Consider the following 23,127-nt stretch of genomic DNA (forward strand, 5'->3'; position numbering starts at 1 on the left):
CTCGCGCTCGGCCGGTCTCGTCTGTGAGAACCCGCATGGCTACGGCTTCACTCTGGCCCGGCAAGGCTTCACACGGTATCGGGTGGGCTGAGCGTCATGCTGCCGTGAACGATCACCGGCGCAGCGTCAAAAGATCGTATGGAACGCGGTATCGCCCGCTTGGCGGACGTAGAACGGCACAGTGCTGAACATCGCCACCCGTACCGCCCCGACGGATTCCGGATCGACACCACAGACCCCGGAGCCGCCCGACCCCGCCGAGAAACGTCGTCTGACCGCGACCACCGGACTCGCCGCACTGTCGTTGGATGCGATGGCGTCGGTGGCCTACGGCCCTGAGGCGATCGTGGTGGTCCTGGCCGCCGCGGGTAGCCACGCCCTCGGGCTGACGCTGCCGGTCAGCGCGGCCATCGTCGCCCTGCTCGCCATCCTGATCGCGTCGTATCGGCAGCTGATCGCGGTCTTCCCCGACGGGGGAGGGGCGTATGCGTCGTCGAAGCGCTATCTCGGACGGCGCCCGGCGCTGGTGGCGGCGGCGTCCCTGGTCATCGACTACGTGCTCAACGTCGCGGTGTCGGTGGCGGCCGGGACCGCTGCGCTGACGTCGGCGATCCCCGCGGCACGGCCGTACACGGTGTGGATCGGTCTGGGTGTTCTGGTGCTCATCACCGCGGTGAACCTCCGCGGCATCGTCAGCAGCGCAATGGTGTTCATGGCGCCAACGGTGATCTTCATCGTGTCGATCCTCTCGCTCATCGTCGTCGGACTGATCACCGGCGGGCACCCGACCCACTCCTCGGTCGAACACACCACCGGCACCCTCACCACCGTGGGACTCCTGTTGGTGCTCAAGGCATTCGCCAACGGATGCGCCGCATTGACCGGTGTCGAGGCCATCGCCAACGCCACCCCGCAGTTCCGGCAGAACCGGGTTCGCCGTGCCCAGCACGCCGAGGTGGCGCTCGGTGTGCTGCTGGGCGTCATGATGCTCGGGGTGGCCGCGCTGGTGGAGGTCCTGCACATCGAACCGCGCGACGGGGTGACCGTGCTCTCGCAGATCACCGAGGGCGTATTCGGGCGTGGTGCACTGTATTACGTCATTCAGGCGGCGACGGTCATCCTGCTCGCGTTGGCCGCCAACACCAGTTTCGGTGGACTGCCGCAGCTGATGAAGGTGGTCGCCGCCGACGATTACCTGCCGCATCGGCTCACCCGCGCCACCCACGGTGTCTACCGCGAGGGCGTGCTCGTACTCGCTGTTGCCGCCGGCATCCTGATCGCGGTGACCGAGGGCAACGTCAATCTGCTGGTGCCGTTGTTCGCGATCTGTGTGTTCATCGGATTCACGCTGGCCCAACTGGGTTTGGTGCGGCACTGGTGGACAGCGCGCACTCGCGGGTGGCGATGGCGTTTGGCGCTCAACGCGATCGGCGCCACAGCGACCGGCCTGGCCACCGTGGTGGTGACCGTGATGAAGGCCGACGAGGGGTCGTTGTGGGTCATCGTGGTGCTCGTCGTGCTGGTTGCGTCGATGTCGGCGGTCTCGCGTGCATACCGTAAGCGTCGGGTCGCCGCGGCCGCCGCCGACCATCACGCCGATCTCGTACGAAAGACGCTCACCCACCGCTCCTTTGCCGGACAGGGGATCGCCGTGGTGCCGGTATCACAGCCGTGCACCGCGGTCGACGACGCGCTGCGCCGGGCCCGATCCTTCGGGCGGGAGGTCCGGGTGGTGCACGTCGAGGTCGCGGTGTCCCCCGATGATGGTTTCGCGACGTGTTGGCGAGAGCGGCATCCGATGGTGCCGCTGGAAACCCTGTACGCCGTCGACGAGGATTCGATCGTCGATGCCATCACGGACTACGTCGAGGGCCTCACCGCCACCGACGACGTGCTCGTCGTCATCCCCGACCCCGACGCCACCGCCCGCTCACGTCTGCTATCCGCCGGACGCGCCGATGATCTCGAAGAGGTATTGCGGCGCGACACCGCAGCGCTTGTCACGCGGGTGTGTGCGCGGCCGGTGGCCTGAAACCAGCATCGGCGCAGGCGAACCCCCGGATGGCTGGGCCCTTCCCCCGATGGTCGAGGTGCCCGAGCGCGCTAGGGCGAGGGCCTCGAGACCTGGTGAGATGAGAGGCATCGCATCCACAGCGGGACTGACGAAACCAGCATCGGCACAGGCGGTCTCGAGGCTCGCCGCACGCGGCTCGCACCTCGACCATCGGAAGATGACGGCCTGCCGCTGGCCGGATCTTCCCCCCCCAATCACGGGGCCGCCTTCCCCCGATCGTGGTGCCGCCCTTCCCCCTTGCCGTGGGCCGTGTCTTCCCCCCCGGTGGTCGAGGTGCCCGAGCCCGCCAGGGCGAGGGCCTCGAGACCCGGTGAGACGATGGGAATCGGAACTACGTCATCTCTGGCGAATCCAGCGTGCTTCGTGCGGCATCAACGTCAGACGTCACGTGATGCGTGGGTCGCGCCGCCCTCGATCAATTCATCGAGATGTGCCCTGGACCAGGCGCACATGTTGTGCAGAAGGACGAGCAGCTCGGCGCCGGCGGGGGTGAGCGAGTAGTCGACGTGCGGACTGGCATGCCCATGATCTCGCCGCGCGACCAGACCGGAGTGCTCGAGCGTCCGCAGAGTCTGAGTCATCACCTTGTGGCTGACCGGACCGACCGATAGGCATACATCGGCGAAGCGCTTGGGCGGACCGTCGAGGTATTCGAGGGTTCGCAGGCCCCATTTGCTGGAGACGGCGGCGAACACCTCGCGGGCAATCGTCTGGGCGGCGAGCACCTCGGGGTTGCTCTCGACGTCTGTACCTGTGGTTACTTTCAAGTGCGTACTTCCCGGTGGGTGGCCGTGTTCTTAACCTCAGAGTATGTCGATTCTGAAAACCTATGCACGATGCTTCGTTGACGATCTGGACTCGGCGCTTCCGTTGTACGAGACGCTCGTCGGGCAAACGGCCGACCTACGCTTTGAGTTCGAGGGAGCGTCGCTCGCCGCCGTGGGAGATCTCCTGCTGATCGGCGGTCCGCCCGAGGTGACCGATCGCTTCCGCGGTACGGTCGGTCCGCTGGTTGTTGATGACCTGACCGAGACGATGGATCGACTGCGAAGCTTGGGCTCGCAAGTGGTGGGCGGGCCGTCCCGGAGCGCGACGGGCACGTTCGCTTATGTTCGTCACCCCGACGGAGCCGTGATCGAGTACGTGCAGTGGGACGCGGAGATCTTGGACAAGGTCAGGTGCAACGAGCGCGTCTGTCAGTAGGACAACCGTGATCCACCGAAACCAGCGCCAGCGCAAGCGGTCTCGAGGCTCGCCCTGGCGGGCTCGCACCTCGACCATCGGATGGTGGCCCTTCCCCCCGATGGTCGAGGTGCGCGAGCCCGCTAGGGCGAGGGCCTCGAGACCCGGTGAGATGAGAGCGCCACTCACCCCAACACCTTCCCCAGTCCCGCACACAACCAGTCGACATCGGCGGACGAGAACACCAGTGGTGGGCGGATTTTCAGCACGTTCGAGTCCGCGCCGCACACGGAGATCAGGATGCCTTCGCGCCGAAGGTCGTTCACGAGACGTCGGGCGAATACGCGGTCCGGGCTGCGGGTGTGCTCGTCGGTGACGATCTCGACGCCGATGTACAGGCCGCTGCCGCGCACGTCACCCACCCTGCCATCGTCGCGGGTGACGTCGAGGATGCCACCGAGGAGTTCGCCGCCGACGGTGGCTGCGTTCTCGATGAGCTTGTCCTCCTCGATGATGTCGAGCACAGCGGTGGCGGCCGCCGCCGCAACCGGGCTCCCACCAAAGGTGTTGAAGTAGGGGACCGCCGTCGCGAAGGGTGCGAGCACCGTCGACGATGCGGCCATCGCCGCGACCGGAATGCCGTTGCCCATGGGTTTGCCCATGGTGACGAGGTCGGGGACCACCGCGTGCCGGTCGAAGCCCCACATTCCTGCGCCGGTCCGTCCGAATCCGGGCTGCACCTCGTCGGCGATGAACACACCGCCGGCGGCACGGACCGCTGCCACGGCGGGTCCGAGTAGACGGGGGTCGACGAAGATCCCGTCGGAAGAGAACAGCGTGTCGACGATCAGCGCGCTCACCCCGAAGCCGGCGCGCTGTAGATCCGCAGCAGCCGCGGCGACGTTCGCGGCAAAGTACTGCGCCGCATCCACGGGTGAGAGCAGGTGGGTGTCGGGGATGGGCACGGTCCGGACATGCTCGCCGACGCCGATTGTCGAGCTCAGCGACGGCGAGATCTCGGTCACCGCAGCGGTGTTGCCGTGGTAGGCGTTGGCGGTGATGATCACCCCACGTGCCCCTGTGTACTGCGCCGCCACCCGCAGGGCGAGGTCGTTGGCTTCAGAACCGGTGCAACAGAACATGATCTGATCGATCTCGCCGGGCAACGTCTCCAGCAGCCTGATCGAATAGTCGACGATCCCCGAATGCAGGTACCGCGTGTGGGTGTTCAGGGTGCCGATCTGTCTGGCGACGGCGTCGGTGACCCGAGGGTTGGCGTGCCCCACGCAGGCAACGTTGTTGTAGGCGTCGAGATACTCGCGGCCGTCGGCATCGAACAGCCGGGTCCCCTGACCACGGACGAGATGCACCGGATCGTCGTAGAACAGTCGATAGGCGGGTCCGAGGACTCGCTCGCGGTCGGTGATGAGCTCGGCGATCGTGGGATCGACGGGTTGGGTTCCGTCAAAGCTGTTGGAATCCATGATGTTCGAGTAGCCCACGATCGCCGTGCCTTTCGGGTGTTGGAGTGGATGGTGTTTCAGCGTTCGTGGGCCTCTTGCAGGACGACCCGCCCGAGTTGGGAGTATCGGCGCGGAGAGCGGACCCGTAGGATCACCGCCAGCGCTATCCCGCCGATCCCCACGACGCCGACGACGTAGGGGATCGCATGGAACACCCAGTCGGTCGACGCGGTACCGGCGGCGAACGAGGCGTTCTTGGCGAGAAGATAGATCACGTACAGCATGCCGAGTCCGCCCAGTAGTGGGGCCACCAGTGTTCGGAACCAGTTCGCGGTCTCCGGATGCTGTTTCTGCACATGGAAATACGAGATGACCGCGAACGCTGCGAGTGCCTGGACGATCATGATGGCAGTCGTCCCGAGCAACGCCATCAACCCGTACAGCCCGGTGTAGGGGTCGCGGCCGGTGACGGCGAAGAACACCACGATCACGGTCGCGACTCCGGTCTGGATGAATCCGGCGATGTGGGGTGAGCCGTGCACCGAGTGCGCCGCGCCCAGCGTCTTGCGCATGCCGGGGATGACGTCCTCACGGCCGATCGCGTAGATGTAGCGGGCCGCGCAGTTGTGAAAAGCCAAGCCGCACGCGAACGATCCGGTCATCAGAAGGATGTGGAACATGTCGACGGCCCACACTCCGAGGTGCTCACGCACCGGTAGGAAGAAGATCTCGCCGGCCGTGTTCGAATCCTGAGCCAGGGCAACGGCGTTGTCGGGTCCGGTGCCGACGATCGCCAACCACGACACCAGCACGTAGAACACGCCGATGCCGATCACCGAACTGAGCACCGCGATCGGGATGATCTTCTTCGGGTCCTTGGACTCCTCGCCGTACATCGCGCTCGACTCGAAGCCCACCCACGACCAGAAGGCGAAGAACAGTCCGACGCCGGCCGATCCGGCCACGGCGATCGGTGATCCACTGGCGCCGGTGACCGTACCGCTCAGGCTGTGAAAGCCGTTGAGCGGGTTGAGTGATCCCCACGACCAGCCTTGGGGTCCGCCGCCGGTGGCGAGGACCGACACTGCGAGAAGCGTCAGCATGGCGATCTCGGTGATCAGCAGGATGCCGAGCACCTTGGCGGCCAGGTTGATGTCGAAGTAGCTGAGGATGGCGTTCACGGCGAGCATCGCCAACGCCAGGATGATCCACGGGATGTGCACACCGAAGAACGTGTTGAGCAGATCCTCCCCGAAGAACGAGAAGATGCCCACCAGCGATGCCTCGAACACCATGTACGCCAACGCCGTCAGGAATCCCGCCCCCAACCCGACAATCCGTCCGAGCCCGTGCGAGATGTAGCCGTAGAACGCGCCGGTGGCGGTGATGTGACGTGACATGGCCGCATAGCCGACCGCGAACAGGGTCAACACGATGGTGGCGACCATGTATCCGGCCGGGGCGTAGGCCCCGTTGCCGAATCCGACCGAGATCGGCACGTTGCCGACCATCGCGGTGATCGGTGCGGCGGTCGCGACCGCCATGAACAGCACGCCGACGAGCCCGACGGCGTTGGGTTTGAGTCGCTGGACGGTGCTCGCGTCGGCGGGTGCCGTGGAGGTGGGTGGGGAATCGACGGTGTCGCTCATCGGAGGATCTTTCGCAACTGGCCTGCCTGGTGGCAGGGCGAGGGCTGGGAGTCGAATTGGTCTGGTTAGCGACTGTGATGACCGGACCGATTGGAGGTGTCGTGTACGAGGTCGCTCGACACGATCACGAATTATTGGCACAGGAGTTGGTGCTGGTCAAGTGCTGAGATCGCAGCGGCGACAACATGTGTTACGCGCAGATTGCCGATGTCGGGTTGATGAAACGATCCGGTGAAGTGCTCGCTATTTGGTCTGTTCTCCGGTTGTCGAAGACCGCCTGCTCGCTCATGCTGAGCCGATGCAGGAGGCGACGGCTCAGATGCGCGAGCGGACCGTACTTGCCGACGACTACCGTGCGTTCGCGGTGGCGGCGGCACCGCGGTACGGGTTGGACAGGGCGGATGTGCGGCTGCTCAGCATCAGCGAGAACGGCACCTTTCTTCTTGAGCAGGACGGCCGGCGTCTGGTGATGCGCGTGCACCGACCGGGCTATCACTCGCGTGAGGCCATCGAGTCGGAGCTGGCGTGGATGGCCGCGCTCGCCGAGTCGACGACAATCTCGACGCCGGCAGTCGTTGCTGCGCTGGATGGTTCGCTGTTGATGTCGATTCAGCTCGGGGCCGAGCGACGTTTCGTCAGTGCCTTCGAGTTCGTCGAGGGCATCAACGGTGAGGACCCGACCGCCGACATCGGTTTCCGGGATCTCGGGGTGATCACCGCCCAGTTGCACGAGCACGTCGAAACCTGGCGAATGCCGCCTGGATTCACCCGATTCCGGTGGGACCTCGACGCCACGCTCGGCCCGCAGGCACGCTGGGGCGACTGGCGTGCCGCACCGGGTCTCACCCGGGGTCAGCAGGTTCGGATCGGCCACGCGGTCGACACGCTCTCGGCTCGGCTCGATGCCTACGGTATGGGCCGCGACCGTTTCGGGCTCGTGCACGCCGATCTCCGTCTCGCCAACCTCATGGTGCACGACGCAACGATCACCGTCATCGACTTCGACGACTCCGGATGGTCTTGGTATCTCGCCGATCTCGGCGCTGTGGTCTCCTTCGTTGAAAACACCCCGCAGGCCGAGACGATGATCGGCGAGTGGGTGTGCGGCTACCGGTCGGTGCGGGCACTCGACGCCGAGCATCGTGCGATGATCCCGACCTTTGTGATGCTGCGCCGCGTCATGCTCACCGCCTGGATCGGCAGTCACCCAGAGGCCGACTCTGCGCTGGCCGCCGGTGCCGACTTCGTGTCGGGCACAGCCGAGATCGCCGACCGTTACTGCCGGGATCGTATGTGGTTGGCCGAGCCGTGCCAGCTGGTATGACGATTGTTTTCTCGAACAACTCTCGCCCGGGTGGCGAGCGAAAGGAGTAGCCGATGTTCGCGCTCGCGGGTAAGTCCGTGGTGGTCACCGGGGCCAGCAAGGGGATCGGGAAAGGGATCGCGTCGGTATTCGCCCGCGCCGACGCGAATGTCGCCGTCGTCGCCCGCAACGCCGAGCAGGTCGCTGCCTGCGCTGCCGAACTCGACCTGCTCGGCACCGGACGAGTGATCGGCGCCGTAGCCGACGTGTGCGATCCGGAGTCCTGTACTGCCATGGCGCGCACGGTGATCGACGCGTTCGGTGGCATCGATGTGGTGTGCGCCAACGCCGGGATCTTTCCGGAAGCGCCGCTGGCGACGATGACCCCGCAGCAACTCGACGAGGTTCTCGACGTCAACGTCAAGGGCACTGTCTACACGGTGCAGTCCTGTTTGGACGGGCTGCGCGCCTCGTCGGCCGGCCGGATCATCCTCACCTCGTCGATCACCGGTCCGCTCACCGGCTTTCCCGGATGGTCGCATTACGGTGCGTCCAAGGCCGCGCAACTCGGGTTCATGCGCACCGCCGCCGTTGAACTCGCCCCGCACGGCATCACCGTCAATGCCGTTCTGCCGGGCAACATCCTGACCGAAGGGCTCGTCGAGATGGGGGAGGACTACATCGCGTCGATGACCCGCAGTATTCCGGCGGGCACCCTCGGCCGTCCTGACGACATCGGTTATCTCGCTGCGTTTCTGGCGACCCACGAGGCCGCGTACATCACAGGTCAGGCGATCGGCGTCGACGGTGGACAGGTGCTGCCCGAAACCCCGGAAGCGGTGCTGCCACTCGACGATGCGACGTCCTGATGGAGGAGACGAAAGGCGGCCCGGTCGCCGAGGACGTCCGACGGCGCATCCTTGCCATGCTCGGTCGCGGTGAGATCGGGCCGGGTTCGCGGCTCGGGTCCGAACGTGATCTGGCCGAGTCGTTCTCGGTATCGAGGTCGACGCTGCGCAGCGCGCTGCTCACGCTCGCCCAGGCGGGCATCGTCGAACGCCGTCCAGGCCGCAGTGGAGGAATCTTCGTGCGCGCCGGAGTGGTCGAACGCGCCGCGGGAGAGTTGAGCAGCCTCCCCGAGCGGCTACTCACCGGCGGACACACGAGCAGATCGCAGGTGCTGGCCACCGAACGGCGCCCGGCCACCGTGGTCGAGGCGCGGTCACTGGAGATCGGCGAGCGCGACGAGGTCCTCGTCGTGCGACGGTTACGCTTCGCCGACGGTGTTCCGCTGTCGGTCGACACCGCATGTCTCGTCGCCCAGCAGGTGCCCGACCTCCTCGACCAGCCGCTTGGCGGATCCCTGTACTCGCTACTCGAGGAACGCTATGGGTTCCGTCCGACCACCGCATGCGAGACCATCGAGGTGGTGATGGCCAATCCGCGTGAGGCGCAATGGCTGCAGATACCACGGAATCGGCCGCTGCTTGCAGTCAGCCGGGTCACCCGCGATCAACGTGGGCGCCCCTTCGAGTACGGCAACGACCTGTTCCGCGCCGATCGCGTGCGGCTGGTCGCCGCCACCAACACCGTCCTCGGTCGCGAGAGCCTGGCCGCCGACGGCGTGGTGGAGCGGGTCGTCAGCGTTTAATCCCCGATCGCCGGCCAAGCCTTCCCCCCGGATGGTCGGCCCACTCGCCGGCCGGTCCTTCCCCCCGATGGTCGAGGTGCGCGAGCCCGCTAGGGCGAGGGCCTCGAGACCCGGCGAGATGATAGGTATCGCAACCACCGCGGAACTGACGAAACCAGCATCGGCGCAGGCGGTCTCGAGGCTCGACCTAGCGGGCTCGCACCTCGACCATCGGGTGGTGGCAGCCTGCCGCGGGCAGGACCTTCCCCCTCGACCGGGGGGCGGCGATGACCTACCCCGATCTCGGGCCGGCCTTCCCCCCGCTAGGGCGAGGGCCTCGAGACCCGGCGAGATGATAGGTATCGCAACCACCGCGGAACTGACGAAACCAGCATCGGCGCAGGCGGTCTCGAGGCTCGCCCTAGCGGGCTCGCGCCTCGACCATCGATTAGCGGTGACCTTCGAACCCTGACCCCGCCGCCGCCGACTCCACCGGTGCAACCTGCGCTTCCGGCACACCCCACTGCACGAGCCGGGGCCGCCAGCGTGGTGCGTTGGTGGCGATGGCGGTCGGTGGGACGAGTTCGCGCAGTACGTGGCGCAGGACCAGGTAGGAGACGACGGCGACGAGGATGGAGAAGACGTTGAGTACCACTCCTTCCTGCACTACATCGGTGAGGGTGAAGTCCTGGTCGGTGACGGTGTTCTTCGACCCGTGCTGGCCGAACGAGCCGATCCCGTCATGCACCGAATGCAGGAGGGCCGCGGTGAGCCATCCGAGGAAGCCGACCTTGGTGATCACCCGCCCGGATCGGTGCGCCGCGAGCCAGATCGCTGCGGCGGCAATACTCGCCCACAGCGGATGCCCGATCTCGGTCAGTGGACGCGTGACCGCTTGCAACAGATGCGAGTTGGTGCCGTTGCCGCCACCCATGTACTGGATGGCCTCGCCGATGCCGAACACCGACCCGCTGATGAGCACCATGAGCACCCCGCGGCGAGGGTCGCCGAATACCGAGCGCGCGAAGATCAACAGGATCAGCGGCACCGCGATCTTGCAGGTTTCCTCGATGGGCCCGGACAACCACAGGTCCACCGCGAAAGGGAGGTGCAGATGCGGCTCGAGGAGCCCCTCGATGGCCGTAGCGACGCCGAGGGCCACCGCCCCCGACACCACGCCGACGACGATCGTCAGAGGGAGTCGATTCAGCTCGGTGAACCGCAGGTGTGGGGCCACGAGCGTGACGATGCCCGTCATCACCAGCACGACGCCGATCGCCGCGGGCCACACCCACCAATGCCCGGAACCCGAATTTCCGATGATTCCGAAACCGACGGCCACCACCATTCCGGCGACGATCCACCAGAACCATTGATGTGTCAGAAAACGCCAGGGACGCCGATGCCACGCAGGTGGTGAGGATACCGAAGAATCAGGTGCGGATTCGCCGGTCCATCCCATTCCGTCCCAGTGTGCAGTGGTTGATGCGGCACCGTAGGGATACCATCCCGGCGGCGGGACCAGCGAGTTCGTCATGACAGCCTGCTTTCGTCGCACGAGTGAAAGCAATTCTCGCACGCTCGTGCACGATCTGCGGAGGTATTCCCCCGAACGAGGGAATAACCAGCACCGGCGGAATTCAGCTATTCGGCAATCGCGACAAGAATGTCTATCTCGTGCAAGGTATTCACAATGCCTCGACGTTTCGGTCGACCAGCCCCCGCAGGTTGGTCATCATCCGCCACGTCATCACCGCGCTGATGACGCTGGTGACCTCGATCATGGCCCGGGTGGCACGGCTGCTGGTGGCGTAACGCTCCCGCAGATGCAGCCGGGTCGCCGACGATCCGTTCGTTGTGACGGGACTCAAGCAGAACGCCCACGTGGTGTCGAAGTCCATGTCACCGGGGGCATCCGCGCCCTGGGAGGACACGACGAGCGCGCGTCCGGGCTCTACCTCGGCCACGCGCAGCGCGATGTCGGGGTGGAGTGTGAATCGGTCCCCGACGGCGACGTCCTGCCATTCCGGATGGATTCGGGTGGCGCCGGTGATCTGGCAGCCGACGAGGTTCTCCAGCCCTTCGAATGAGTAGAAGCCTGCCTTGTTCTGTCCGAGCTGGGCGATCCACGGCCACACAGACGACGGTGGCGCCGCGATGGTGCACGCGCGATCGTTCTGCACCTGCGCGCCCGGAAGCAGGTCGTCACCGGGCAATGCCGCCCGGGCTTCGTCCGCCGTCGCGCCGAGCCGGCGGTGCGCTCCGGTGACCACGACGGCGGCGAGACTTGCAGCGGCAGCCGCAATCGGCGCGAGCAGTGCGGCTGTGGCCGCTCGACGTATCGACATGATGTCTCTCCTGGGTGCGCCGTGCGTCAGATCAGCGCACAGGCTGCGCGAAGGTGATGGTCATCGAGGCCCAGTCCAGCCGGGTGATGGTCCTCATCCACTCATGATGCATCACGAGGCTAGTCGACGATCGCCTTTCCGTACCCGGCCCGAAAGTCGGTGATCGCGTCCTCGCCGGCGATCGCTCGCAGCATCGCCGTCCACGGGTAACGGCAACGTCGTTCTCGCCGTTGACGATTGCCGCATACGGCTTGATGCACCCGCTCTCGGGATCGACGAAGTCTGCGGAAGACTATGTGCACTGGCAATCCGCTGACCGGCGACTACTGACGCGGATCCACACCCTGCTCGACGCGTGCCTGCGCGATGCATTCACCGGCATCGGAAGACCTGAACCGCTGACTCCAGTCGAGGCCGGTGTGGAATCACCATTCCCCGCCCTCCAGCGAACTCCCAGCTCTCTGACAGCGGGCCGTCCTACCCTGACCCCATGGCGTCACACCGGTGTCGGGGTCTGCTGTCCATTGCGGGGGTCGCAGTGCTGGGGTCGGTGATCGCCGCCTGCGGCTCGCCGGGAACGTCGGGATCGACGTCGTCGTCGGCGGCGTCGGCGGTCGCCCCCACCTACACCGTCAACGTCAACGACGCCGCGGGTGCCACCGGCGGCTACGTGTTCTTCAACGAGGGCACCTCGCCGGCGAGCGCTGTGGTCGGGCAGCGCTCGCACGACGAGCGGCGCGCGAGTTCACGGGTCGTGATCGCCGACAAGAAGGGGCGCGTGGTGTGGTCGCGGACCGCCCCGCCCGGCCAGTCGATGGCCGACCTGCAGGTGCAGCAGTTCCACGGCAAGCCGGTGCTCACCTGGTGGCAGGGCAACCTGGCGTCGGGGCAGAGTGGGGTGGACTACATCGCCGACGAGCACTACCAGATCATCGCGACGATCCCGGCCGGACCGGCCGGCGCCAACATCCACGAATTCCGACTCACCGACAACGGCGAGCATGCATGGATCACCATCTACCAGCCGATCACCGCCGACCTGACCGCGGTCGGCGGCGCCAAGGACGGCACCATGTACGACGCGGTGGTCCAGGAGATCGACGTCGCCACCAAGAAGGTGCTCTTCGATTGGCATGCCTCCCAGCATGTTCCGATCACCGACTCGTTCATCTCGCCCAATGACACCGTCGACAACTCCGGCGGCATCTACGACCCGTACCACGTCAACGCGATCTCTCTGGCACCCGACGGTCACGTGGTCGTCTCGATGCGCCACACCTCGACCGTCTACAACCTCGACCCCACCACCGGCGCCATCGACTGGCAGATCGGCGGGAAACACTCGTCGTTCGCCCTCGGTAAGGGAGTGCAGTTCTCGTTCCAACACGACGCCGAGATGCCCGACGCCACCACACTTCGGTTGTTCAACAACAACTCCGACGGTCAGACCACCAACGGTGCGTCGAGTATCGAGTGGATTCACCTCGACACCGCCACCCACACCACGACGTTGATCCGCAACCAGACCCACCCGGGCAACGTGCGAGCCACCGCGATGGGCAACGCGCAGATGCTGCCCAACGGCGACGTGTTCGGCAGCTGGGGGACCGGCAATCACATCGCCGAGTTCACCCCGACCGGGCAGATGGTCTACGACGTCACCCTGGCCCCGACGGGCAGCTACCGCGCCTACTACCAACCGTGGACCGGTGAGCCGATCGGCGTGCCCGAGGCTGTCATCGGCCACGACGGCATGACGATCCGCGCCGCCTGGAATGGCGCGACCCGCGTTGTCCAGTGGCGGGTGCTGCATGGCAGCACCGCCGCCAACCTGACACCGCTGACGACCACGGCGTGGAACGGCGCGTCGACGCCGATCACGCTGCCGCAGAAAGCTTCCGGCTACTACCAGGTCGAGGCACTCGACTCGGCCGGGAAGGTGATCGGGCGGTCGGTGCCGTTGTCGGCGGAGTGAGATCACCCGCTCGTCTGTCCACCTTTTGAGGGACCGATGTGGCATTGTCACCGCCCGTTGCGTCGGGGCCCGTACGGTGGAGTTGATGCGACAAGTGAGGGGCTCCGCATGAAGCGACACGCCACGACCAAGCGATCCACGTCGCGCCGAGTGGCCGCCGCGGTGCTTGCCGTGTGTCTCGCCTCGAGCGGAGCGGCCGTGGTCGGTGCCGGAGCGGCGCACGCGGTCGACCCCGATCGGCTGCGACCAGGATGCGTGTGGCGCACCGCGGAGGATCAGGCGAATCATGTGCAGACCTGTAGCTGGCACTCGGAGTCGCTGGGCCGCGAGGTCACCGTGCAGGTACGGCCGTCCGATCAGCAACCCGGCCAAACCGAACGAGGCGTGTACTTCCTCGACGGGCTCGGCTCCACCCCGGCCTACAGCTCGTGGTCGTTGCCGATCGCAGGTGCGGTCCAGAACTACAGTCCCGCAGACAATCTGGTGATGCCGACGGGCGGGTCGGGGGAGTGGATGACCAACTGGCGTACCGCGCCGACCGGTGCCGCGTCCGCGCCGCAGTGGGAGACCTTCCTCAGCTCGGAACTCCCTGCATACCTGTACTCGAATTTCGATGTCGGACAGCACAACAACGCGATCGTCGGGGTGTCGATGTCGGCGGCACCGGCGATCATCACCGGGCTTGACCACCCCGAGACGTTCTCGGTGATGCGCGCTTACTCCGGTTACTACGAGACCGACAACCCGCTGGGATGGCTCGCGATCCCACTCATCCAGATCAGCCGATCGGGCATCACCAACGGGCTATGGGGAATGTGGGGTAACCCGTTGAGCCCCGGCAACAACTGGGCGCACAACAGCGTGGCGCGCCGACTCCTCACCGAGCCCGCCCCACCCCAGACGATCATCGTGTCGACCGGGAACGGCACTCTCTCACCGGCCGAGATCGACGCGCAGAACGCTGCGATGGCCACCATCTGGCGTGAGCATCCCGAACAACTCCCGGCATTCCTGCTCTCCTCGGCCGACGGAGTGCTCGTCGGCGGAGCGCTCGAATCCGCGGCGTTCGGCTCCACCCTGCTGCTGCAGGCGGCGACCACCGCTGTCGGGCTTCCGGTGCGCTACCGCTATTCGAGCGGCGGTCACAACTGGCTCGCGTGGGGCGACGACGCACACGCCGACGCGCAGGAGGTCGACGCCGCGCTGGATGCGGCAGCCGCCGGTACTTCAACGTCATCGACGCAATCCTCGTCAGTTGCACCGACCTCGCCGACGCCACCGAGTCCGGTGAGCCCGGCCAACGTCGAGCGCGAGCTCTCGTCGTTGCCGGCGACGCTTCCCGCACCGGTGCGTGACGCCGTTGATACTGCGGCCACGGCCATCGGGTCGCTGGCTCCGCATCTGGCGCCGGCGATCACCTCGGCGCACCGCTGAGCCGGTCGGTTCACCGGCCGAGTTTGTTATCTGTCAATGAAATCCAGATACCGCCACTGATCCACCATCTCGCGACGGTGAGGGCAATTCGAAAAGTTCGACAATCGGGTAGCAGCGTCTGCGTCGACCCGCAACTCCGAAGAGCGTTCCAAGACTGATCTGTCCGTCACACCAGGGCGGGGCATTGGCCGCGCAGGGAGTGCCGTTTGGCAGCGTCATTCGACTGTCGGTTATCGAAAGATGCTGGTGAACAACAGCGTACAGATGAGGTTGCCCGCGTAACTATCGCGTTACTGAAATGTTGTTGCGGCGATACACCCTTACCTAACCATTCTCCGCATGAGCTACCCAGGCCGGAACCCGCGAACGCTGCGCAGGTTGGCTGCTACGCGACAGGTTCGTGATCTCTTACGCTCCGCCATCGTCAGCGGTGAGATCACGGACGGAGTCTTGCCCAGTGAATCCGAGCTGATGATGTCGTTTTCGACGAGTCGGCAAACCATTCGCGATGCCTTGGCGATGTTGCGCGATGAAGGTCTGATCGCTCGATATCAGGGCGCGGGAACGTTTGTCGTGGCATCGAAGATCCGGCATGCTTTCACTCACCTGCACGGTGTGGATTCGGCTCCGACTGTCAACACGTTGCTCGACATCACTTACGAACCGTCGGTACCGCGAGTGGCAGCCAAGCTCAACATGCGACCCGGAGACAGTTGCGCGGTGGTCGATTACGTCACGACGATCCACGGTTCGCCTTATTACGTGGCCACCCTCTACCTCCCTGCTTCACTGGGCCCGGTCGTCGAGCGGGCACGCGGTGGTGTCCCGGATTGGTACGGCCTGTACGAGGACGCAGGGATCGAAATCGGGATCACGGATTTCAGCGTGGAGTCCACGATCGTCGTAGACGACCATGTGGCACAACAACTCGCGGTACCCGTCGGGTCCCCGGTGATGCTGTTCGAGCGCCGTATCCGTGACACCGGCGGACTGGTCCTCGAGTACGGCTTCGCTCGCGTTCGGGGAGACCGGATCGCGATCCAAACTCAACTACCGCGGCGGGGTAACCGTCGTTCCGTTCACTGATCCGGGGGAGATTCTCATGCTCACATACGTTGGTCGACGCGCTCTACTGGCGATCCCCACACTCCTGGGAGTGTCGTTGGTCGTCTTCATCACCATCAAGATCATCCCCGGCGATCCGGTCGCCACCATGCTGGGCCCCACCGGTACGCCGGAGGCCCACGCCGAACTGTCGGCGCGGCTGGGACTGGACAGACCGCTGCCGGTCCAGTACGTCACATGGCTGCTGCACGCGGTCACTGGAGACTTCGGCACCAGCCTGTCGAGACACTCCGACGTCGGCCCGATCGTCTCCGACGCCTTGTACAACACGTTGATACTCAGTGCTATCGCCGCCGTGCTCGCGCTGCTGTTGGGTGTCGGCATCGGAGCGTTCGTGGCGTTGCGACCGCACGGGATCGCGGCGAAAATCGCCAACAGCTTTTCCTTGGTGGCCATTTCCGTACCGCAATACTCGGTCGGAATTCTGTTGATCATATGGCTGTCGGTGAACGTCGGGCTCTTTCCGTCCAGCGGCATGTACAGCCCGGTGGGTGGTGGCGGACTCGGCGATCTCCTGAAGCATGCGGCGCTGCCGGCATTCACTGCGGCGCTGGTACCTGCCGGCATCATCGCGCGCATGTTTCGCAGCTCGGTGCGTGACGTCATGAGTATGGACTTCGTCGAATCCCTCACCGCCCGTGGCCTGCCGCAGCGCACGGTGATGCGACACGTCATGCACAACACGGTCCCGTCATTGCTCACCGTCGCCGGTTTGCAGATCGGTTACCTGTTGGGCGGCGTGATCTTCGTCGAAGCCGTCTTCTCCTGGCCCGGCATCGGATTACTTGTCTACCAATCGATCACGCAACGAGACCTACCGGTGATCCAAGCTGCGGTGCTCGTCTCGGCGTTCGCCTTCGTGCTCCTCAACCTCATCGTCGACGTTGTGCAGGGACTCATCGATCCGCGAGTGCGCGTCGCATGATCACACCAACCGACCACCAACGAATCAGGAAGCACGAATCATGAACACTACCGTTGCGGCGTCCGGCATCCGATTCCGGTTGGCGAGCAATCATATTCATATTCCACGCCTGCGACCGTCGATGACGATCGCCACACTCGTCGTGATCTTCGTCGTTCTCATGGCAACGTTCGGCCCACTACTCGTCGCCGATCCGAATGCCGGCGACATCGCGAACCGACTCCAACCCGTCGGCACTGCCGGACATCTCCTCGGAACCGACGGGCAAGGCCGGGACATCCTCGCCCGCATCGTGGTGGGGTCGCGGCTGTCACTCCTCGCCGGTTTGGTCCCGGTTTTCGTGGCGGGCACGATCGGATCGATACTGGGTGTCTCTGCCGGACTGGGACGTCCATGGACCCACCGCCTGATCATGCGGACTCTCGACGTGTTCTACGCCTTCCCCGCGGTCCTGTTGGCGATCGCCATCGCCGCCGCCCTCGGTTCCGGCGTATCCAACTCGATCATTGCTCTCGCGGTCATCCTGATCCCGCCGGTTGCACGTGTGGCCGAGACCGAAACACGGCGGATCGTCGATCTCGATTACATGGAGGCAGCTCGTGCGTCCGGTGCTGGACCAGTGGCCATCGCCTCCCGACAGGTGCTGCCCAATGTCGCGCCACCAGTTGTCGTCTACTGCACCGCGCTCATCGGCCTGTCGATCGTCTACGCAGCAGGGCTCAGCTTCCTCGGCCTGGGCGTCGCACCGCCGACCGCAGAGTGGGGACTGATGGTCAGCGATCACACGCAGTACATCTACAGCCAGCCGATCCTCGCCGCTATTCCCGCGGTCGCCATTCTCATTGTCTCCGTGGCCTTCAACGTCCTCGGCGACGGACTCCGCGACATCCTCGACGTGAAGGGCGGCGACCGGTGACCACCACCGCGATACCGGACAGCAAGACCGGCGAACAACCACCCCTGGCGATCGATTCGCTCGCGACGAGCTTCGTCGGACGCGACGGGACGGCCACCGAGATCGTGCGCGGCGTCTCCTTCACGGTCGGCCGCGGCGAGACCTTGATGCTGCTGGGAGAGAGTGGATCGGGAAAGTCGGTGACGGCCCGTTCGATTCTGCGACTGTACGACAAGTCGGCGCAGATCACGGGTTCGGTCCGCTTCAACGGAGTAGAACTTCTCGACACCACCGACGAAGCGATGCGCGGATACCGCGGTAGTGAACTCGCACTTGTGCCTCAAGACCCCACAGGCGCGCTGGATCCGCTGCGCAGGATCGGTGCACAACTACGCGAGGTCATCCTGATGCACCGGCAGGAGGGCACCAAACGCGCCGCCGACCGCCTTGCGCTCGAGCTCCTGGATCAGGTGGGTATCACTGATCCGCGCCGGGTCTTTCACAGCTTTCCGCACGAGCTGTCCGGCGGTATGCGACAACGTGCCGTCATCGCGATCGCGATCTCCTGCCGTCCGCAGGTCTTGATCGCCGACGAACCCACGACGGCCCTCGATGTGACGGTGCAGGCGCAGATCCTCGACCTCATCGCGGACCTGCGACGTGACACCGGGATGGCGGTACTGATGGTGACCCACGACGTCGGCGTCGCTGCCGACTACGGCGACCATGTCGCCGTGATGTACGCCGGCCGGATCGTCGAATCCGGAATAGCTCATCAGGTCCTGACCCACCCCACCGAGAAGTACACGGCCGGCCTGCTCGCGGCACAACCACGCCCGGGCATTCGCCGGGGAGAACTGCCGACGATGGCTGGATGGACCTGTGGGCCAGACGGATTCCCGACAGAAAGTGTGGCGTGATGACACAACCCTTGCTGCAGGCAACCGACCTGGTGAAGACATACGGCAACCGGCACAGAGCAGTTGACGGTGTCTCGCTCGAGGTCTCGGCCGGCGAGATCGTCGGAGTCGTCGGCGAATCAGGGTCGGGCAAGTCGACCACGGGCCGGATGCTCCTGGGACTGCTGAAGCCCGACTCGGGCACAGTGCTGTTCGACGGGGCGGACATCTATTCGATGTCGCGGGCTCGGCTGCATGAGCTTCGTGCCCGGATGCAGGTGGTACCGCAGAATCCCCAGACCTCGTTGAACCCGCGACTGACCATCGGTGCCTCGATGGAGTTCAACATGCGCGTTCATGGGATTGCGAGAGCCGAACGGCAGCAGCGTGTCTCGGACTTACTCGGCCGGGTGGGGATGACGCCCTCGTACGCGCGCCGATATCCGCACCAGATGTCGGGCGGACAGCTGCAACGGGTGGCGATAGCCCGAGCGCTCGCGACCGAACCACAGCTCGTGGTGTGCGATGAAGCAGTCTCGGCCCTCGACAAGAGCGTTCAGGCGCAGGTGCTCAACCTGATCGCCGACCTCCAGCGAGACATGAACGTCGCGTTCATCTTCATCTCGCACGACTTGGCGGTCGTCGAGCACATCTCCGACAACGTCGTCGTCATGAACCACGGAAAGGTCGTGGAATATGGTTCGGCCGAACAGGTCTGGTCGAATCCGCAGGATGAGTACACCGCTCGTCTGCTCAGCGCGATCCCGGGGAAGTCGCTGATGGCTTCGTGACAGCCTGATCAGCCGACGCGCAGCGCGGCGCAACACAAGATCGACATCTCTCACCACCAGTCCGACCAGTGGCCGGATCGATGACGCCTGCCCACACACGGTCGGGCACCACAATGAAGGAGTACCGTGCAGAAGAATCTCACCTCCCGCTTTCGGGCTCGAGTGCGAAAGCGGGTAGTGCCGCTGGGTTTCGTGTCGGTTGTGGCGGTTGCCGCGATCGCCCTCAGCGCTTGCGGTGGCGGCAAGGCTGTCCAGGGTGGGGGTGACGACACGCTGATCATCGGCATGACCGCCTCCGATATTCCGTTGTTGGACACCGGTCTTGCCCAGGGCCAGGGATACGAGGGGCTGCGGTTCGTCGCCAACCAGCTCTACGACGGACTGACCAAATTCGATCTCACCTCCTCGGACAAGATCCCCACGATCAAACCCGATCTCGCCGAATCCTGGACGGCCAACCCCGAACTCACGGAGTGGACGTTCAAGCTCCGGCCCGGGGTGAAGTTCCAGGACGGAACCCCGTGGAACGCCGACGCCGCGATCTTCAACCTGGAGCGCTACGTCGACACCGGCACCGACCACTACTACCCGGAACTCGCCGCGCAGGGCGGATTGTCGATCTCGGGTGTCAAGTCGTTCGCGAAGGTCGATGACATGACGATCACGATCTCCACCAAGGGCCCGTGGGCGTATCTGCCCAACGACCTCGCCACGGTCTACTTCGGCAGTCCGACGGCCATCAAGAAAGAGGGCAACCAAGGTTTCGGTCAACATCCGGTCGGCACCGGTCCGTTCAAGTTCAATTCCCTCGAGCGTGCCAAGCAACTCACCCTGGACGCGAACCCCGACTACTGGGCCGGTGCCCCGAAACTCAAGCAGCTGATTCTGCGGCCGATCCCGGACCCGACAGCCCGCACCGCGGCAATCCGTTCCGGCGAGGTCAACTGGATCGAGGTCCCGCCGCCCGATGACGTGCCCGCGTTGAAGCAAGAAGGATATGACGTCCTGACGAACTCCTATGACCACGTCTGGCCGTGGGTGTTCGACACGACGCGTGCACCCTTCAACAATGTCCAGGTCCGGCAGGCGCTCAACTGGGCGATCGATCGCGATTCGCTGGTCAGCGGAATCCTGAAGGGGACCGCCGAACCGGCATTGGGCATCGCTCCCAAGGCGAACACGGCGTACCGAAAGTCGAACGAGGTCTACGGATATGACCCGGCCAAGGCCAAGCAGATGCTCGCGCAGGCCGGCTATCCCAATGGCTTCACCATGACGTTGTCGTACCCCACCAGCGGTTCGGGCAACATGGTGCCGACGCCGATGAACACGGCGCTGCAATCCGATCTGGCCAAGGTCGGCGTCAAGGTCGAGCTCAAGCCGATCGAATGGTCGGCGATGCTGACCGACTTCTTTGCCGGGAAGATCCCCGACAACGCGAACGCGGTCAACATCTCGCTGTCGTTCCAGCAAGAAGGCTTCTGGTCGATGTGGTTCGGGAGCCAGTCCCTGCCCAACGTGGGCAAGTACTCGAATCCACAAGTCGATGCCCTTCTGGCCCAGGCGAAGACGGTCGCCAGCGACCAGGCCCGCGCCGACATCTACGCGCAGGTCGCCGGAATCCTCGGACGCGACGCCCCGTGGCTGGTTGTCGTCAACGACAAGAACCCGCGTGTGATCACCGAGAACGTGCACGGGTTCGTGCAGCCGCAGTCGTGGTTCGTTGACCTGACACAGGTCTCGGTCAGTTGACATCTCGTGTGCCGGCGAGATGCGTCTCGCCGGCACACGAGGTCCTCGTTCCAGAAAGGCACATCATGTCTGTACCCCGCGGCCGTATCCGTGGCTTCATCCGTCGGCCCACCCCGCAGGAAGTGGCACAACTCGCCGAACGAGAGTATCTCTCGCTGACGCCAGAAGAAGCCGAGATCTATGCCCGTGTCCTCGACGACACGTTCGCAGCCGTCGACCGGCTCGACGAGCTGGGGGCGCAAGTCCCGTCGTTGCGGCACACCACCCGTGACCCCGGCCGCGTACCCACCGACGTCGAGGATCCCTTTCACGCGTTCACCAGGATCTGCGAGGTCAAGGGCGCCGACGCCGGGCCGCTGCGAGGAATGCGCGTCGGCGTCAAGGACAACCTCTCGGTGGCCGGCATCCCGGTCACGAATTCCTCTCGGACGTTGTCGTATACCCCCACCGTCGATGCGGTGGTTGTCGAGCGCATGCTTGACGCGGGAGCAACCGTCGTGGCGAAGACCAACCTCGATGACTTCTCGACCTCGGGCACCGGAGAATCGAGTTGGTTCGGACCTGCACGCAATGCGGTGGACCCCTCTCGCTCCGCCGGAGGATCGTCGGGGGGCTCCGGCTCGGCGGTGAGATCCGGCGCGGTGGACATCGCCATCGGCGTGGATGAAGGTGGGTCGGCGCGAATTCCCGCCTCTTTCAACGGGATTGTCAGCATCAAGGCGACCCACGGGTTGGTTCCGTCGCACGGTCTGACCTACATGGACCACACGATCGACGCAGTCTGTCCCATGGCGTCGACGGTCGCCGCCACCGCCCGGTTGCTCGATGTGATCTCCGGTCACGATGACCGGGACCCGCAGTGGGTGCGCCGATCCCCCGAGCCGACCACCGCCGAGTCGTCGGTGCATGACGGTGTCGGCGGGCTCCGGGTGGGGGTGGTGACCGAGGCGTGTGACGAGTCGCTCTGCGACCAATCGGTGCTCGATGCACTCGAGGATTCCTGTCAGGCGCTGTCGACAGGTGGCGCCGAAATGAGCCAGATCTCGATTCCGCTGTGGCGGGAGGCCTGGGCCATCGAGACGGCACTGCTGCTGCACCTCGCATGGCTGACCTTCCAGAGCGACGGCATCGGGTACTCGCATCTCGGCGAGGTCGACGTCGAACGTGTCCATGGCTTCGGTCTCGTCCGCCGGATGGAGTCGGACTCGTTCCCGCCGTTCCTCAAGACCTGGCTTCTCGGTGGGCGTTACCTCAACGAACGCTATTTCTCGACCTACTTCGCCAAAGCAGCGAACCTGAGGCGTGCACTCACTGCGCAAGTCAGTGCAGCACTTCAGGACGTCGATCTACTGGTCTGTCCGACAACCCCGCACGTTGCGCCGGTGCTGCTGGATCGCCCGGCCGATGACGATGAATTGCTCTCTCGTGGAACGACGATGGTCGCCAACACGTGCGTCCTGAACCTCAGTGGACATCCCGCGTTGGCCGTTCCGAACGGAGTCGATCAGCTCACCGGTATGCCCACCTCCCTGCAGATCGTCGGGGCGCATTGGGCAGACGAACTGACTTTCCGGGCCGGCCAGGTCATCCAAGACAGTGTGGGCCCGATGCCCGGCAGCGGATTCACCCAGGACTCCCCGGTGGTGTCGATGTGAACGCGGTCCGATGCGGCCATGGCGAGG

Annotated in this window: 20 protein-coding genes; 15 read left to right on the forward strand and 5 right to left on the reverse strand. The window is 65.1% G+C overall.

Annotated elements, in window-relative coordinates; all coding sequences use genetic code 11:
- Positions 1 to 181 precede the first annotated feature (181 nt).
- Positions 182 to 2,032 (forward strand): APC family permease, encoded by a 1,851-nt coding sequence (locus AC5ZH6_RS05790; protein ID WP_271355012.1) that lies wholly within the window; start codon positions 182 to 184, stop codon positions 2,030 to 2,032.
- A gap of 419 nt (positions 2,033 to 2,451) precedes the next feature.
- Here AC5ZH6_RS05790 and AC5ZH6_RS05795 read toward each other — a convergent pair whose 3' ends face one another.
- Complete coding sequence (locus AC5ZH6_RS05795; RefSeq protein WP_496168639.1) at positions 2,452 to 2,841, reverse strand: winged helix-turn-helix transcriptional regulator; 390 nt, start codon at positions 2,839 to 2,841, stop codon at positions 2,452 to 2,454.
- 43 nt (positions 2,842 to 2,884) lie between these two features.
- Here AC5ZH6_RS05795 and AC5ZH6_RS05800 point away from each other — a divergent pair, with 43 nt between their 5' ends.
- On the forward strand, positions 2,885 to 3,277 hold the full coding sequence (locus AC5ZH6_RS05800; RefSeq protein ID WP_094601968.1) for a VOC family protein: 393 nt from the start codon (positions 2,885 to 2,887) through the stop codon (positions 3,275 to 3,277).
- A gap of 164 nt (positions 3,278 to 3,441) precedes the next feature.
- Here AC5ZH6_RS05800 and AC5ZH6_RS05805 read toward each other — a convergent pair whose 3' ends face one another.
- A complete protein-coding gene (locus tag AC5ZH6_RS05805) occupies positions 3,442 to 4,758 on the reverse strand; it encodes an aspartate aminotransferase family protein (protein ID WP_496168641.1) in 1,317 nt (438 codons plus the stop codon).
- Between the two features lie 38 nt (positions 4,759 to 4,796).
- Complete coding sequence (locus AC5ZH6_RS05810) at positions 4,797 to 6,368, reverse strand: APC family permease (RefSeq protein ID WP_006371106.1); 1,572 nt, start codon at positions 6,366 to 6,368, stop codon at positions 4,797 to 4,799.
- Between the two features lie 298 nt (positions 6,369 to 6,666).
- Here AC5ZH6_RS05810 and AC5ZH6_RS05815 point away from each other — a divergent pair, with 298 nt between their 5' ends.
- The 3 genes from AC5ZH6_RS05815 to AC5ZH6_RS05825 are packed head-to-tail and all read left to right on the forward strand — an operon-like array spanning position 6,667 to position 9,322.
- Positions 6,667 to 7,692, forward strand: coding sequence for a phosphotransferase enzyme family protein (locus AC5ZH6_RS05815; RefSeq protein ID WP_496168643.1), 1,026 nt, complete (start codon positions 6,667 to 6,669; stop codon positions 7,690 to 7,692).
- 53 nt (positions 7,693 to 7,745) lie between these two features.
- The gene (fabG, locus tag AC5ZH6_RS05820) at positions 7,746 to 8,540 is read left to right on the forward strand and encodes a 3-oxoacyl-ACP reductase FabG (RefSeq protein ID WP_496168644.1); all 795 of its coding nucleotides are present in this window, start codon (positions 7,746 to 7,748) and stop codon (positions 8,538 to 8,540) included.
- Positions 8,540 to 9,322: a GntR family transcriptional regulator gene (locus AC5ZH6_RS05825; RefSeq protein WP_496168646.1), complete on the forward strand. Its 783-nt coding sequence runs from the start codon at positions 8,540 to 8,542 to the stop codon at positions 9,320 to 9,322. Before fabG ends, AC5ZH6_RS05825 begins: the two co-directional genes overlap by 1 nt.
- A gap of 427 nt (positions 9,323 to 9,749) precedes the next feature.
- On the opposite strand, the gene AC5ZH6_RS05830 is transcribed toward AC5ZH6_RS05825, so the two are convergent.
- The gene (locus AC5ZH6_RS05830; RefSeq protein WP_288336535.1) at positions 9,750 to 10,838 is read right to left on the reverse strand and encodes a PrsW family glutamic-type intramembrane protease; all 1,089 of its coding nucleotides are present in this window, start codon (positions 10,836 to 10,838) and stop codon (positions 9,750 to 9,752) included.
- A gap of 151 nt (positions 10,839 to 10,989) precedes the next feature.
- Complete coding sequence (locus tag AC5ZH6_RS05835) at positions 10,990 to 11,649, reverse strand: hypothetical protein (protein WP_288336534.1); 660 nt, start codon at positions 11,647 to 11,649, stop codon at positions 10,990 to 10,992.
- 254 nt (positions 11,650 to 11,903) lie between these two features.
- Between AC5ZH6_RS05835 and AC5ZH6_RS05840 the strand changes: the two genes are divergently transcribed.
- The 10 genes from AC5ZH6_RS05840 (at position 11,904) to AC5ZH6_RS05885 (ending at position 23,100) form a co-directional block, all read left to right on the forward strand.
- Positions 11,904 to 12,203 (forward strand): type II toxin-antitoxin system YoeB family toxin, encoded by a 300-nt coding sequence (locus AC5ZH6_RS05840; protein ID WP_288336537.1) that lies wholly within the window; start codon positions 11,904 to 11,906, stop codon positions 12,201 to 12,203.
- Positions 12,140 to 13,624 carry an arylsulfotransferase family protein gene (locus AC5ZH6_RS05845; protein WP_288336533.1) on the forward strand — a complete coding sequence of 495 codons (1,485 nt, stop codon included), beginning with the start codon at positions 12,140 to 12,142 and terminating at the stop codon, positions 13,622 to 13,624. The genes AC5ZH6_RS05840 and AC5ZH6_RS05845 overlap by 64 nt, the downstream gene beginning before the upstream one ends.
- A 108-nt stretch (positions 13,625 to 13,732) precedes the next feature.
- Positions 13,733 to 15,058, forward strand: coding sequence for an alpha/beta hydrolase (locus AC5ZH6_RS05850; RefSeq protein WP_265077537.1), 1,326 nt, complete (start codon positions 13,733 to 13,735; stop codon positions 15,056 to 15,058).
- 339 nt (positions 15,059 to 15,397) lie between these two features.
- Positions 15,398 to 16,144: a GntR family transcriptional regulator gene (locus AC5ZH6_RS05855; protein ID WP_094601977.1), complete on the forward strand. Its 747-nt coding sequence runs from the start codon at positions 15,398 to 15,400 to the stop codon at positions 16,142 to 16,144.
- Positions 16,145 to 16,160: 16 nt separating this feature from the next.
- The gene (locus tag AC5ZH6_RS05860; protein WP_265077538.1) at positions 16,161 to 17,108 is read left to right on the forward strand and encodes an ABC transporter permease; all 948 of its coding nucleotides are present in this window, start codon (positions 16,161 to 16,163) and stop codon (positions 17,106 to 17,108) included.
- Positions 17,109 to 17,148: 40 nt separating this feature from the next.
- The gene (locus AC5ZH6_RS05865) at positions 17,149 to 18,024 is read left to right on the forward strand and encodes an ABC transporter permease (RefSeq protein WP_094601979.1); all 876 of its coding nucleotides are present in this window, start codon (positions 17,149 to 17,151) and stop codon (positions 18,022 to 18,024) included.
- Positions 18,021 to 18,923 carry an ABC transporter ATP-binding protein gene (locus AC5ZH6_RS05870; RefSeq protein ID WP_288336530.1) on the forward strand — a complete coding sequence of 301 codons (903 nt, stop codon included), beginning with the start codon at positions 18,021 to 18,023 and terminating at the stop codon, positions 18,921 to 18,923. Before AC5ZH6_RS05865 ends, AC5ZH6_RS05870 begins: the two co-directional genes overlap by 4 nt.
- Positions 18,923 to 19,693, forward strand: a complete 771-nt coding sequence (locus tag AC5ZH6_RS05875; protein ID WP_288336529.1) for an ATP-binding cassette domain-containing protein — start codon at positions 18,923 to 18,925, stop codon at positions 19,691 to 19,693. The genes AC5ZH6_RS05870 and AC5ZH6_RS05875 overlap by 1 nt, the downstream gene beginning before the upstream one ends.
- A gap of 126 nt (positions 19,694 to 19,819) precedes the next feature.
- The gene (locus tag AC5ZH6_RS05880; protein WP_288336528.1) at positions 19,820 to 21,445 is read left to right on the forward strand and encodes an ABC transporter substrate-binding protein; all 1,626 of its coding nucleotides are present in this window, start codon (positions 19,820 to 19,822) and stop codon (positions 21,443 to 21,445) included.
- 65 nt (positions 21,446 to 21,510) lie between these two features.
- Positions 21,511 to 23,100, forward strand: coding sequence for an amidase family protein (locus AC5ZH6_RS05885; RefSeq protein WP_288336526.1), 1,590 nt, complete (start codon positions 21,511 to 21,513; stop codon positions 23,098 to 23,100).
- Positions 23,101 to 23,127: the final 27 nt, after the last annotated feature.

The sequence above is a fragment of the Gordonia sp. YC-XJ4 genome, assembly GCF_059511865.1.